General features: G+C 52.4%; 8 protein-coding genes. 6 read left to right on the top strand and 2 right to left on the bottom strand.

Annotated features, from left to right (window positions below; genetic code table 11):
* Positions 1 to 65 precede the first annotated feature (65 nt).
* The 4 genes from hisS (at position 66) to der (ending at position 4,743) form a co-directional block, all read left to right on the top strand.
* Positions 66 to 1,340, top strand: a complete 1,275-nt coding sequence (gene hisS / locus K0H63_RS13120) for a histidine--tRNA ligase (protein WP_220065063.1) — start codon at positions 66 to 68, stop codon at positions 1,338 to 1,340.
* A gap of 36 nt (positions 1,341 to 1,376) precedes the next feature.
* Positions 1,377 to 1,997: a tetratricopeptide repeat protein gene (locus K0H63_RS13115; protein ID WP_220065062.1), complete on the top strand. Its 621-nt coding sequence runs from the start codon at positions 1,377 to 1,379 to the stop codon at positions 1,995 to 1,997.
* Between the two features lie 11 nt (positions 1,998 to 2,008).
* A complete protein-coding gene (bamB, locus tag K0H63_RS13110; RefSeq protein ID WP_220065061.1) occupies positions 2,009 to 3,196 on the top strand; it encodes an outer membrane protein assembly factor BamB in 1,188 nt (395 codons plus the stop codon).
* A gap of 80 nt (positions 3,197 to 3,276) precedes the next feature.
* Complete coding sequence (gene der, locus K0H63_RS13105; RefSeq protein WP_220065060.1) at positions 3,277 to 4,743, top strand: ribosome biogenesis GTPase Der; 1,467 nt, start codon at positions 3,277 to 3,279, stop codon at positions 4,741 to 4,743.
* Between the two features lie 125 nt (positions 4,744 to 4,868).
* Here the strand turns inward: der and xseA are convergent, their stop codons facing one another.
* Positions 4,869 to 6,212: an exodeoxyribonuclease VII large subunit gene (xseA, locus tag K0H63_RS13100; RefSeq protein WP_220065059.1), complete on the bottom strand. Its 1,344-nt coding sequence runs from the start codon at positions 6,210 to 6,212 to the stop codon at positions 4,869 to 4,871.
* A gap of 120 nt (positions 6,213 to 6,332) precedes the next feature.
* Between xseA and guaB the strand changes: the two genes are divergently transcribed.
* Positions 6,333 to 7,799, top strand: a complete 1,467-nt coding sequence (gene guaB / locus K0H63_RS13095) for an IMP dehydrogenase (protein WP_220065058.1) — start codon at positions 6,333 to 6,335, stop codon at positions 7,797 to 7,799.
* Between the two features lie 96 nt (positions 7,800 to 7,895).
* Positions 7,896 to 9,473, top strand: coding sequence for a glutamine-hydrolyzing GMP synthase (gene guaA / locus K0H63_RS13090; RefSeq protein WP_220065057.1), 1,578 nt, complete (start codon positions 7,896 to 7,898; stop codon positions 9,471 to 9,473).
* A 441-nt stretch (positions 9,474 to 9,914) separates the two neighbouring features.
* Here guaA and K0H63_RS13085 read toward each other — a convergent pair whose 3' ends face one another.
* The gene (locus K0H63_RS13085; protein ID WP_220065056.1) at positions 9,915 to 14,474 is read right to left on the bottom strand and encodes an NACHT domain-containing protein; all 4,560 of its coding nucleotides are present in this window, start codon (positions 14,472 to 14,474) and stop codon (positions 9,915 to 9,917) included.
* Between the last annotated feature and the right edge of the window lie 177 nt (positions 14,475 to 14,651).

Genomic DNA, 14,651 nt, shown 5'->3' with positions numbered 1-14,651 from the left:
CTCGGTTGGCGTTAGGTCAACATTTTGAATTTCTGAAATATTAGCTATCCAACGAGTCGATTACAGTGGCAAAACAGATCCAAGCGATTCGCGGAATGAATGACATTCTGCCAACCCAGTCTCCCGTGTGGCAAAAGCTCGAAGCAGTGCTGCGCGACGCCGTCGCCGCCTTCGGTTACAGCGAAATCCGCACTCCCATCGTGGAAAGCACCGATCTCTTCAAGCGCTCTATCGGCGAAGTCACTGACATCGTTGAGAAAGAAATGTATACCTTCGAGGACAGAAACGGCGACAGCCTGACTCTGCGCCCCGAAGGCACTGCGTCTACCGTGCGTGCCGGTAACGAGCATGGTTTGCTCTACAACCAGGAGCAACGTCTGTGGTACACAGGCCCCATGTTCCGTCACGAGCGTCCACAGAAAGGACGTTATCGCCAGTTCCACCAATTTGGTGTTGAGGTGTATGGCATTGCCAGCGCCGATATCGACGCCGAAGTGCTGATGCTGTCCAACATGCTGTGGCAAAAACTGGGGCTGACCGAGCATGTGGTGCTGGAAATCAACACCCTGGGTGACAGTGCCGAGCGTGCAGCGTACCGCGACGCCCTGATAGCCTTCCTGGAAGTACACAAAGACAAGCTTGACGAAGACAGCCAGCGTCGTATGTACAGCAATCCGCTGCGGGTATTGGATACCAAGAACCCCGAAATTCAGGCCATTCTCGGTGACGCGCCGGCTCTGATGGACTACCTCGGTGAGGAGTCCAAGTCACATTTTTCTACCCTGCGTGAACTCTTGGACGCCGTTGGCATCCAATACCGGGTTAATCCCCGTTTGGTTCGCGGGCTGGATTATTACAACCGGACTGTGTTTGAATGGGTCACCGATAGCCTGGGTGCCCAGGGCACTGTACTCGCCGGTGGTCGTTACGATGGTCTTGTGGGCCAGCTGGGCGGTAAAGATACCCCTGCCGTGGGTTTTGCCATGGGGCTTGAGCGCATAGTGCTGTTGCTGGAAACCCTGGAGCTTGCCAAGGACGTACCGGCCGCAGTGGATGTGTATGTAACCGCCATGGGCGACAGCTGTGTACCGGCAGCCTTTGCGATTGCCAATGAGCTGCGTCAGGCGTTGCCCGGAGTGCGCATTATGAGCCACTGTGGTGGTGGTAACTTCAAGAAGCAAATCAAACGCGCCGACAAGAGCGGTGCAGCCCTGGCCCTTATCATTGGTGATAATGAGCTGGTCGAGGGCAAGGTGGCCATCAAGCCGCTTCGCAATGACAACGAACAACAGCTGGTGGCCCGCGAGGCGCTGGCAGAAACAATTAAAGCATTGATTTAATTCCCACATCGGAATTGATTACAAGGGGAAGTGCGCGTGGAAATCTATAGCACAGAAGAACAACAGGTAGAGGCCATCAAGAGCTTCTGGAAAGAATACGGTACCTCTATCCTGGTAGGTGCAGTGGTTGGTCTGGGTGGCCTTTATGGCTGGAATACCTATTCCGATATGAAAGTGGCCAAGGCAGAAGCCGCCTCCGTGGCTTATCAGCAGCTCAGTGCCAACACAAGCGACGAAGCCGCCATACTGAAGGCCGCCGAAGGTTTCAAGGCTGAGCACGATCAGCAAGGTTACAGCCTGCTGGTTGAGATGATGGTGGCAAAGAGCGCCGTCGAAGCCAAAGACTACGCCAAAGCAGAAGAGTCTTTGAAAAAGGTGATTGCCGCCAAAGACGCGGGTAGCCTGGGTAGCGTTGCTACATTGCGCCTGGCCCGTATTCAGGCTGAACAAGGTCAGGGCGCTGTGGCGCTTACTACCCTTGACTCTATCACCGACACCGCCTTCGAAGCTCAGCGCGACGAAATCAAGGGCGACATCCTGACCAGTCAGGGTGAAACCGACAAAGCCAAGGCTGCCTATCAGGCTGCGCTGGACAAGGGCGGTATCTCTGCCAGCCCACTTCTTAAAATGAAGTTGGATAACCTGAATCAGGCATAAGGAAGTCGCCGATGAAGTCTTGGTGCAAGAATTTGCTGGCAGCCGGCCTGAGCTTGGCCGTGTTGTCTGCCTGCTCCTCCAATGACGTGGACGAAGAGCCCGTCAGTGAACTCAAGGAGCTTAACGCAACCGTTTTCCCTGAAATCAACTGGAGCGCCAGTGTGGGAAGCGGTGTAGGTGACTATTACTCGCGCCTGCGTCCCGCAGTGGAATACGGCAAGATATTTGCCGCCGAGCGTAACGGGCTGGTCGTTGCGTTCGATGAAGCCAGCGGCGAAAAGCTGTGGGAAGTGGACTTCAGCGATTTGTTTAAGGACAGATTGCTGGGCAAAAACAAAGGTGCCCGCCTCGCAGCCGGCATGACAGCCGCGCGCGGCAAGGTGTTTGTGGGTGGTGAGAGTGGCCTGTTGGCTGCGCTCGATGCCGAGACCGGCGCCGTGGTGTGGAGTGTTCAGGCATCGGGCGAATTGCTGTCGGCACCTACCGTGGGTGAAAACACCGTGGTGGTCAACGCCAGCTCAGGTTCACTGGATGCTTTTGATGTAGATACAGGCGAGAAGCGCTGGAGCTACGAAAACGCACTGCCCAACCTGACCCTGCGTGGTACAGGTGCTGCAGCCTTCCAGGCTGGTGGTTTCTTTGTGGGCACCGCCGATGGCAAGGTTGCCGTGGTCGTGAAAGATAATGGTCAGCCCGCGTGGGAACAGCCAATTTACACCCCAAAGGGTGGAAATGAGTTCAGCCGCATGGCTGACGTGGATATGACACCACTGCCTGTGGGTGACAACCTGTATGCTGTGAGCTACAACGGTAATCTGGTGTCCATGGAAATGCGCTCTGGTCGTGTTCTCTGGACCCGTAAGTATTCCAGTTTCAACGAGCTCGCCGCCAGCGGTGTGCAGTTGTATCTGGTCGCAGACAGCAGCCGTATTTATGCACTTGACCGTCGCAACGGTCTGGAGCTGTGGAGCAATTCAGAGCTGGCCAACCGTGAACTGACTTCACCCGTAGTGTTTGATGACTACCTGGTAGTGGGTGATTTTGAAGGTTATTTGCACTTTATCAACCGTAACGACGGCAGCATTGTTGGCCGCATCGAAGTCGACAGCGACGGCCTTTACAGCCAGCCGCTGGTCGTCGATGGTAAGATATACGTGCAGGGCCGCAGCGGCAAACTGGCCCGCATCGCACTTCCTTAAGTCAAGGTTTGACCTTGCCAAGCCCCTGGAAGTGTGTTCCGGGGGCTTTTTATTGAAAAGATTGTTATAGAGGCAAAAGCATGATCCCTGTAGTGGCCCTGGTGGGTCGCCCCAACGTGGGCAAATCGACCCTGTTTAACCGACTCACGAGAACCCGGGATGCCTTGGTGGCGGATTATCCGGGGCTGACCCGTGACCGCAAATACGGCCGGGCTCATCTGTCTGGCTATGAATTTATTGTGGTGGATACCGGCGGTATCGACGGCAGCGAAGAAGGTATCGAGACCAAGATGGCCGAGCAGTCATTGGCTGCCATTGAAGAGGCCGATGTGGTGCTGTTTATGACCGACGCCCGCGCCGGCCTCACTGCCGCCGATTTGGCCATTGCTCAGCACCTGCGCAGCCGCGATAAAATCACTTTTGTGGTGGCCAACAAGGTTGATGGCATCGATGCCGACTCCGCCTGTGGTGAATTCTGGCAGCTGGGCCTGGGCGAAGTGTACCAGATGGCTGCTGCCCAGGGCCGTGGTGTGACCGGTCTGGTGGAATATGCACTGGCGCCCTTTGCTGAAGCAATGGGTTTGACCCGCGACGACGACGGCGAAGTAGTTGCCGATGAGCGCCAATACACCGAAGAAGAAGCCGAGGCCGAGCAGCAGCGTTTGGCAGAGTTGCCCATTAAGCTGGCCATTATCGGTAAGCCCAATGTGGGCAAGTCTACCCTGACCAACCGTATTCTGGGTGAAGAGCGGGTAGTGGTATACGACCAGCCCGGCACGACCCGAGACTCTGTGTACATCCCCATGGAGCGTGAGGGGCGTAACTATGTGCTTATCGACACTGCCGGTGTGCGTCGCCGCGCCCGTGTACACGAAGTCATTGAAAAGTTCTCGGTTATCAAAACCCTCAAGGCCGTGGAAGACGCCAACGTGGTGCTGCTGGTCATTGATGCCCATGAAGGCATTGCCGAGCAGGACCTGGGGCTCCTGGGCTTTGTGCTCAACTCAGGCCGCGCTCTGGTACTTGCAGTCAACAAGTGGGATGGTTTGGATCAGGACGTGAAAGACCGGGTGAAAACCGAGCTTGACCGTCGTCTGGGCTTTATCGACTTCGCCCGCATTCACTTTATTTCTGCGCTTCATGGCACAGGAGTGGGTCACTTATTTGAGTCTATCGAAGAGGCCTACGACAGCGCGACCCGCCGTGTGAGCACTTCCATGCTGACCCGTATCATGCAGATGGCACAGGACGATCACCAGCCGCCCATGGTGAATGGTCGCCGTGTGAAGCTCAAATACGCCCACGTGGGTGGCTACAATCCCCCCATCGTCGTGGTTCACGGCAACCAGGTAAGCCGACTGCCTGACTCCTATAAGCGTTACATGATGAACTACTATCGCCGTGCGCTTAAGGTGGTGGGTACGCCAATCCAGCTGCGTTTCCACGAGGGTGATAACCCGTTCGAAGGCCGCAAGGAAAAACTGACCCTTAGCCAGGAGCGTCGTCGCAAGCGGATGATGAGCCATATCAAGAGCAAGAAGGCCTGATATTGCCGGTTGGCAACCAATAGGACCAAAGCGTCAATAAAAAAGCCGGGCAGATGCCTGGCTTTTTTATGTCCTCAATTTATGTCCTTAAGAGGGCTGGAAAACCCATGCACCCGTCAGTTGTGTTACTCCGGCTTAACTTCAATGACACGGGCCAGAAGTGAGCCCTGTTCCAGCTGAGTCTCCAGGGTATCACCGGCTTTCATGCTGCTTGCATGGGTCAGCACCTTGCCATCAACCCCACGGGTGATGGAGTAGCCGCGGCTTAAGGTCGCCAGAGGGGAGACGCTGGCGAGAGAGTGGCTGAGCCCCCCGAGGCGTGTTTGGGCATGCTCCAGCATATCGTCCATGGCGCCTTTCAGTCTTTCATCGAGATAGCTGAGCCGCTGCCGCTCCAGCATCAAGCGCTGGGCAGGTGAGTGGCGCTCGAGCCTGGCCTTTAAGCGCTCTGTGGTCAGTATGTGGGACGAGAGGCGCCTCTGAATGCTGGATGTCAGCCTCAGCTCCAACTCATCGAGGCGCTGTGATTGCTGCTGCAACTGGCGTTTAGGGTCTTGCCGGTCGAGCCGTGATTGCAGAGCTATCAGCCCTGAGTGGCGCTTTAGCGCATAATGGCGCCAGCCCTGGGTGAGTCTGGCAAGGGCGCCGGCAAGTTTTTGCAGCTTGTGGCTCTGGTCGCCCGACAACAGCTCTGCGCCCGCTGAAGGCGTTGGGGCCCTGACATCGGCGACAAAGTCGGCAATGCTGGTATCCACCTCGTGGCCAACAGCGCTCACTATGGTCAGAGCGCTGTTGTAGATGGCGTGAGCCAGGGCTTCACTGTTAAAGCACCAGAGGTCTTCAAGGCTGCCGCCACCCCGGGTGAGCAGCAGCACATCCACTTCAAGGCGCTCATTGGCAAGCTCGATGGCTCGAATGATGTCTTTGTCTGCCCCGGAGCCCTGCACTGCGGTGGGGTAAATTACCACCTCGATGCTTGGGTCGCGCCGCTTGAGTACATGGAGTACATCGCGGATGGCCGCACCCGTGGGGGAGGTGATAACCCCAATGCGCTGAATCGACTCAGGCAATGTCCGCTTGGTATCTTGGGCAAACAAGCCTTCGGCGGCGAGTTTCATCTTCAGGGCTTCAAACTGGGCTGCCAGCAGGCCGTCGCCAGCGGGAAACATGGCTTCAATCAGCAGCTGATAGTCGCCCCTGGGCTCATACACGCTGATACTGCCCCGCACCAACACCTGCTGGCCGTTAATGGGCTTGAATGCCACCGTGGTATTGCGGCCCTTGAACATGGCGCAGCGCAGCTGTGAGTGGCTGTCTTTGAGGGTGAGGTACCAATGGCCGGATGAAGGGGATGAGAAATTGGATATTTCGCCGGTCAGCCAAATCCGACCCAATTGTCCCTCCAGAAGTTGCCGTACTTCGCCGTTGAGACGGGACACGGTATAAACATCGTTTTTAGGGACTTGCATTGAAAATTCCGGGCAAATGGTAATTTTTCACAATTTTGCATTTACCGACCCCCACTTGCAAGGTATAATGCCGCCGCAATATTTCACCTCTACTTATCCTACCCAAGGGGAGATGTTGCAATGCTACGTTTAATCAAAGAAGCGCTGACTTTTGACGATGTGTTACTGGTCCCAGCGCACTCAACCGTCCTCCCTAATACCGCAATCCTCAAGACTCGACTGACTCAAAAAATCGAGCTCAACATTCCTTTGGTGTCTGCCGCCATGGATACCGTGACTGAAGCCCGTTTGGCAATTGCCATGGCTCAGGAAGGTGGTTTGGGCTTTATTCATAAAAACATGAGCATCGAGGCCCAGGCTGAAGAAGTCCGCAAGGTTAAAATCTACGAAGCCGGTGTGGTACAGGACCCTGTGACTGTGACTCCGGGTACGACCCTGGCTGAGCTGCGTAAGCTCACCGAGCGTAACGGCTTTGCCGGTTATCCCGTGGTGAACGACGCCAACGAACTGGTAGGCATCATCACCGGCCGTGATGTGCGCTTTGTGACCGATTGGTCCAAAACCGTACAGGAAGTGATGACGCCAAAAGATCGTCTGGTGACCGTGCCTGAAGGCACCAAGCTGGAAGACGTGCAAAAGTTGATGCACACCAACCGTATCGAAAAGGTACTGGTGGTAGACGACAACTTCTGCCTCAAGGGTCTCATCACAGTTAAAGACTTCGAAAAAGCCGAACGTAAACCAAATGCCTGTAAAGACGAGCTGGGCCGTCTGCGTGTGGGCGCTGCCGTGGGTGCCGGTGCCGGCAACGAAGAGCGCGTTGACGCCCTGGTGAAAGCCGGTGTGGACGTACTGCTTATTGACTCTTCCCACGGTCACTCTGAAGGCGTGCTGCAGCGTATCCGCGACACCCGCGCCAAATACCCTGAACTGCAAATCATCGGTGGCAACGTGGCTACAGCCGAAGGCGCTCTGGCGTTGGTTGAAGCCGGTGTGAACGCCGTGAAAGTGGGTATTGGCCCAGGTTCTATCTGTACCACCCGTATCGTAACCGGTGTGGGCGTACCGCAAATCACTGCCGTGTCTGACGCCGCCGCTGCGGTGAAGCACCTGAATATACCTGTGATTGCCGACGGCGGTATCCGCTTCTCCGGCGATCTCGCCAAGGCACTGGCTGCCGGCGCTTCTTGCATCATGGCAGGCTCCATGTTTGCCGGTACCGACGAAGCCCCGGGTGAAACCGAGCTCTATCAGGGCCGCGCTTACAAGTCTTACCGCGGCATGGGTTCTCTTGGCGCCATGAGCCAGGGGTCATCTGACCGTTACTTCCAGAGCGACAACGCCGCCGACAAGCTGGTACCCGAGGGTATCGAAGGTCGCGTGCCTTACAAGGGCAAGCTCAAGGAAATCATTCACCAGCACATGGGTGGTCTGCGTTCCTGTATGGGTCTTACTGGCTGTGCCACCATCAAGGAGCTGGGTGAAAAAGCTCAGTTCGTGAAGGTGACCTCCGCCGGTATGGGCGAATCGCACGTGCACGATGTGACCATCACCAAAGAAGCCCCGAACTATCGTACCGGCGGCTGATTGAAAAGGGCGGCTGCGTGTCGCCCTTGCTGTACCTGATGTCCGGGCCTTTGGGCGCCGGAACAAGATAAATGCCAAATGAGATAAAGGTTTTCCATGAGCAACATTCATGAGCACAAGATACTTATTCTGGATTTCGGCTCTCAGTACACTCAGCTGATCGCCCGCCGTATTCGTGAAATCGGTGTGTACTGCGAACTCTGGGCCTGGGATGTGACCGAAGCGCAGATCCGCGAATTTGCCCCTAACGGTATCGTTCTGGCCGGTGGCCCCGAGTCCGTAACCGAAGAAAACTCTCCCCGCGCCCCCGAGTATGTGTTTAACGCCGGTGTGCCCGTGCTGGGTATCTGCTACGGCATGCAGACCATGAGCGAGCAGCTGGGCGGCAAGGTTATCCAGGGTGTTGGCGAGCGTGAGTTCGGCTATGCCCAGGTGGAAGTGCTGACCGACAGTGCGCTCTTGCGTCATATCGAAGACGGCATTTCCGATGCCGGCAAGCCGGTGCTGGACGTGTGGATGAGTCACGGTGACAAGGTGTCGGCCATCCCCGAAGGCTTTGTGGCCGTCGCCAAGACCGAAACCTGTCCGTTTGCTGTGATGGCCAACGAAGAGAAGAAATTCTACGGCGTGCAGTTCCACCCCGAAGTGACCCATACCCGTCAGGGCAAGCGCATGCTGGAACACTTTGTAATGGACATCTGTGGTTGTGACAACAAGTGGCAGCCAGCCTCCATCATCGAAGATGCGGTTGAGCGCATCAAGGCTCAGGTGGGCGACGATGAAGTGATCCTCGGCCTCTCCGGCGGTGTGGATTCATCCGTGACTGCCATGCTGCTCCACCGTGCCATCGGCAAGCGTCTGACCTGTGTGTTCGTTGACAATGGCCTGTTGCGTCTCAACGAAGCCAATCAGGTACTGGAAATGTTCGGTGACCACTTTGGTCTCAACATTGTGCACGTTGATGCTGAAAACCGCTTCCTCGAGGCCCTCAAGGGCGAAAACGACCCGGAAGCCAAGCGTAAGATCATCGGCCGCGTATTCGTGGAAATCTTCGACGAAGAAGCCTCCAAGTGCGTGAACGCCAAGTGGCTGGCCCAGGGCACCATCTACCCTGACGTGATTGAATCTGCAGGCAGTGCCACCGGCAAGGCCCATGTAATCAAGTCGCACCATAACGTGGGCGGTCTGCCGGATGACATGGAGCTGGGCTTGGTAGAACCGCTGCGTGAACTCTTCAAAGACGAAGTGCGCAAGATTGGCCTGGAACTCGGCCTGCCTTACGACATGCTCTATCGCCACCCATTCCCAGGCCCGGGTCTTGGCGTACGTGTACTTGGCGAAGTGAAGAAAGAGTACTGCGACCTTTTGCGCCGTGCCGATGCCATCTTCATCGAAGAGCTGCACCGCGCCGATCTGTACAACAAGGTCAGCCAGGCGTTCACCGTGTTCCTGCCGGTTCGCAGTGTGGGCGTGATGGGTGATGGCCGTAAGTACGACTGGGTTGTATCGCTGCGCGCAGTAGAAACCATCGACTTTATGACTGCACACTGGGCGCACCTGCCATACGATTTCCTTGGCCGTGTATCCAACCGCATCATCAACGAAGTCGACGGCATTTCCCGCGTGGTGTACGACATCTCCGGCAAGCCACCTGCCACCATCGAGTGGGAATAATTGCGCTTATTCAACTGTCGCAGTTAGCCTGAGTTAGACGAAATAAAGCCCATGAAATCATGGGCTTTATTTTTTGGTTACCTGGACAATTGCCATTCCGTCCAATGGCTTGGTCGTCGCTAAAAACGTCGGGGCCTTCTGCCCACACCCGACCAAGAGGGAAAAGCGCCTGTTTCCCTCTTGGATCTCCCTCGGCGCCCCAACCGGAGCTGACAACCTCTCGGCCTTTTGGGAAAAATGGCCACCACAACAGACTCGCGTCCTGCTCGACTGTTGTTACCTCGGCATCCATGCCTCGGTTGCTGTCATTTTCTCCCAACGCCCTCGGCAGCTCCGAAGGGGAGTGTGTATCCTGCAACTCTGCTAATTATTTTTGGCGAATGCAGTATTGAGTTAAACATGTTCAGTCTTTTGACTTTGAAGCAAGACTACAACTATGAACTAGTCAATGGTCAAAAAGATTGCCTCTGGTGCTTTTTGTCCAAGAAGCCTCTTCATTCGTTCCTTGTTTCGAGCTTTAATTGCGTCCTGTCTTACCCTGTGAAACGCAGGGGCATAATGTGACCACTTGCAGCTGGTGGGAGATTGTGTACGCACACGTGCATCCATTGCGGCTTTTGCAATTATCAGACACCTCCAGAACTCTTCAGGTGATGGTGCGTTCCACATATCATCTATCCATTGCTTAGCCCATGAGGCGTTCTTATGCTCTGAGAGTGCATATTTGGCTGCTTGGGCACACATACCTTTACCATCGATGTGTTTACTGATGATATCAGTGAGTTCATCTGATTGGGTCGAATAACCTGCCATCGATATTGCGTATGCTTGGTTCAACTTATCTTCGCTAGAGGAAAATTCTAGAATTAATGACTTAATGAAATTTCCGGCACCAAATCGTTCTGCTGCTAGCACTTCTCTGGCAAGAACTTCGTCATTTTCCGAAGCCAAAAGTCTTTGACGCCATAATTTTTCTATTGGCTTAGATGCAACGCATCCCCAAATTGCTTGGTGTTCAAGGGTCAACCCATCCCCCAAAGCGATAGTCATAAATCCTTGCGTCAAAAGGGCACGGTCTAGAAGTACTAACGATTTTTCTGGAGATTTTGCGGAAATCAGGTTTGCCACGGCGAAGGCTAAATTCTTAAGCCAAATAAATTGAATATTGCTCGCTTGGTTTAAAATCTCGCTCAATTCATCCAACAGTGTGGGCACCTCAGCTACGAGGCATTGGAGGCTGTCAATAGTGATTTCTCGGACTAAAGATTTTGCATCCGAATCTTTCAGTTCTTCAAAAAAAGCTTCCTTCACTCTGTTTAGTCTATTTTGTTTTTCGTCGAAATCGTCGGTTACTCCCAGAATGTCCCTAAGTCTCTGTTGCTTAGGGAAGCGTTCGTCAGCTCTGCTAGATTCTTCGACAGACATTAGGGCATATGGAGTCTGTTCAGTCATAGAGAGTTTTAGATTTGCTAGAGGAGGTTGTATTTTGCTGGCAGCAGCTATCCCGTCACGAAGTCGTTGCAGGAAACAATTTACCATTGGCTCCGTAAATGTAGTGCCTAACCTGTCGGCTGACGCAAACCATGTCTTATAGCTTGTTCGATTGAGGAGTTCTTCAATGGACACCTCATTTCGGAAACATGCCTCGACTAGCAAAATCGAACCATACCAACCCTCATAGGTTTTTTCGTCTGCTGAGTTTGCTTTCCATCCACCACGAGTGTGCATTTGTCGAACGCTATCTAAATCCTTGAGAAGCGCTAATTGATACGTCACGGCGCGAAGCATCGATGACTCAGAAAGAGAACACTTTAATATGAGCTTTTCAAGTTCACTATTTATCTTCGTGTTTCCATATAGCGCAGCCGTGAAAGCTCCATACGCGGCGTCTTCATTGTTATTTTCGAGAGCGTCCTTAATTGCTGTGATGATTTTTTGTGTTGGTTGAGGCTTAAGGCTTGGAAAAACACTTAATAGGTAATTTGAGCCAAAGACTTTGCTTGTCATGCATTTGAGTTGCTCGGCTGCGGATATCTGTGGGGCGGCATAGTAGAACGTGAGCATTCTACAGATAGACTGATCATTTTCTGGAAGAGTTTCAAAGACTTCACTCTGCATCGCTCTTTTTATCAATTTTTTTGCCAAGTCAGGTGTAATTAATGGAATGTGCTCCTCACTGTTCATAATGACTTGTCGTAAAGGAAATTCAGTTCTTGTAAGTAATCCTGCAAGGAGGCTTTGAGTTTTTTGAGCAGCAACTTTTGGTTCAAATTTACAAGCAACAGGCAGAAACTCCCGAAAAATGTGGTCCTCGCTTCCAACACCCATTGTTTGCAACATATTGTTGGGCTCGAGAGCAATGAATTGCTGTATTCCGCCATCCATGTCTATAGGTCTTGTGGCATCTGGATTGGCCACCTCGGTCTGTCGCCATTTGTCTGGTGAGGGTTGTCCAAAGAACTCCCAATCCTTACGTAGTTCTTCAGCAATCGCATTAGCTGTTATAGCATCTGCTTCATCACCCGTAGCACCAAGCATTCGAACAACCGTCCACTGGCCACCTTTTGAGGTGGTGTTATTGCGTAACGGTTCGATTGCCTGTAGGAAAGCCGTTCGAGTCGCGGAGCGCGCGACTCGATTAAAAGTTGTAAGTTGCTGAAATGCCTTCCGGGCTGAATGCGCATCCTTGTCAAAAGCAAACGCTAAACCCATTGTGACAAAGCTATCTGCGAAGCTGACGAGAGAGTGGCCTGCCAATAATCGAAGCGCAACTGTAAATAACTCATCACACTCGCCCGGTACTTCTGTCATCTCCTCCAGAAATTGCATTTCAAAATCGGAGAGAGAAGATAGTGTCTCTTCGATTTCTAATTTTCTCGTTTCTAACCGTTTGTTGTACTCTGAGTCATTTCGCTTATGGTGGCGGTTGATTTGTTTACAGTAATCTTTGTTGTAACAGCGAAGCCACTGATGGATGGCGATTTCTGCCACTTTCCACCCTCTTTCTGATTGCGCGACTTCAAACGCCGCGTGGACAAACCAGTCTTGATTTATTCTCCTACCGCTTTCGAGGCAAAGAATTTTTAGCACATCAAATAGGGCCTGTGGCTGATGCATGACGATGCCAACAAATTCTTCGAAGCGATGGTCATCTACATTTTGGAGGTTGGCAAATGCATCCAGTAGAGCAGTGAAGATTGTCTTATCGAACCTGATGTCGTCGAGTGCGCAGATTAATAGAGATGCAAAGAGCACATCTGTGGTCCGATCCATAGCCCTGATAGGCTCAACAAGCTGGCTTATTCGTTCGGCCAAATCTTGTTGCGTCAAAAGCGTTTGCCAAAGTTGGTCAACCAGTGCGAATCCGAGTGCGAGAGTCAAACCCTCTTCACGTAGTTCATATTGCCCACTAGGCCCCCGTAGTGGTAGGTAGAATCTGGTTTCAATGACTGCATTGGAGTCAGCCTGAAAGTTCTGTGGTGGTGTGTTCGAAGATGATTGAACCCGGCGCAACACTTCTGCTGCATGCTCACTGAGGCGCTTGGTCAATTCATCGAAGGTCTCATCTTCGAAGTTTTCACGCTGCGACGCACGGAGGTGTTCCATCAATAATCTATCGGTCGTTAGTCCTTTCCAAGTTATGGCCTCCTTATGAGGCAGTGTCGCAACGGCAATGCTTAGCAACCTCGGGTTTTGGAGGGTCTTTAGTGTTTGTTGGTCGAGCCAATCAAGGGATATACCGTGATATGTAAGTAGCGTATCGCGTTCTACTGGTGACCATTCAGGAACTTCAATTACTTCTGGGGTAAATAATATTCCTCTGGCTATTGTTTTTCGCCAAAAGTGAGGCCTGACAGTCACAACTAGCCTACCGCCAATTTGGAATAAAATACTTTGTATTTCGTTAAGTAATCGATCCCAACGGAGATTTTGGCGTTGGTTTAAGCCATCAATGACGACCAACAACTGAGCTTGTGGTGGTTCAAATTTCCATGCCTGAAGGCGATGTCTCCATCGACTCTTGAGTGTTTTATTCGGCACTTCGTTGGTTTGCTTAATCAAAAGAGCAATCAGGAAATCATCTAGTTCATCTACAGACATCCCGTCAAGTTGCTCTGCGCTGACAAATAGTGCCAAACCTTTTGTATCAGAACATAATTGTGCTGAAAGCCATGATTTTCCATGGCCCTCATCACCCACCAGTATGACTTCTTTGCCAGCTTGAATTACTCGTGCGATTCGGCCTCTTAATTCTTCGCGCATTGACGGAAAGGACTTATTTTCTAGTACCGCTAGCCCTTGCCCTAAACGCTGCTGTGCTAAACGCGTGTCGCAAAACGTTTCAATTAGCCACTCTAAGTTCAAATCAACAGCTCGCTTTAACGCCAGCTTCGAAACATTTAGGTTCGACTTGATTCTTTGAAGGAGGCTTTCGAATTCTGGGTGGCCGGAGATAGTCAGGAATGATGCCTTAAGTTCAACATCAGTCAGCCTTCTTTGCTCATTTTTCCCGGAATAATTTTTGACGATGAAATCGATGACTGGATCGCCTGCGGCAACCACCGCTATGGCAAGCAGAGGCAGTGGCATTTCGGTCCAATCCAAAATAAGTGTGGAGATAGCGTTTCGGTCGCCGTCTTCCTGTACCGCAGCTGCAAGCTGTGTATTGACCTCGGTTGTTGCACCAAGTACCCACAAACGATCTGCATCATTTTGTTTGCGGCTTAAATCTGCGATTTTCGCTAAAACGTCATTTCTATGAATATCGCCTGTGTATCGCTTGGCTTCGAAACAAATGGGGTCACCCGGCATTGCAGCATCTCCATCCATGCCACCTTGCAGTCCACTTGCCGCAAGACGGAATGGGGTACCAGTCAAATTTGTCAGTACAATGCGAAGTAGCCCTTCAAAGCCGTCAGCGCCCGCTGCTTTGAGTGATAGAATCCCGGTCTTGATAGTTTCCAGGTTTTCTGTGTATACGCAGATGGTAGCTTTATTCATACATTTACTCTTTTTAGCTAAGTAGTGGCATCCCATTCATAAAGCTATTTATCATTAAAAGTTAGTTGATTGGAATCGTAATTAGACTGTTTTTAAATCAGTCACCTACAGATTGTGGTAAACAGATTTGAACCAAGGATACTGATGAGATGATCAACTTTTCGAGTTTTGTGTAAC

The organism is Shewanella zhangzhouensis (assembly GCF_019457615.1).
Classification (GTDB): Bacteria; Pseudomonadota; Gammaproteobacteria; order Enterobacterales; family Shewanellaceae; genus Shewanella; species Shewanella zhangzhouensis.
Note: the sequence above shows the minus strand (reverse complement) of the source record. Positions and strands in the feature narration are given on the sequence as shown.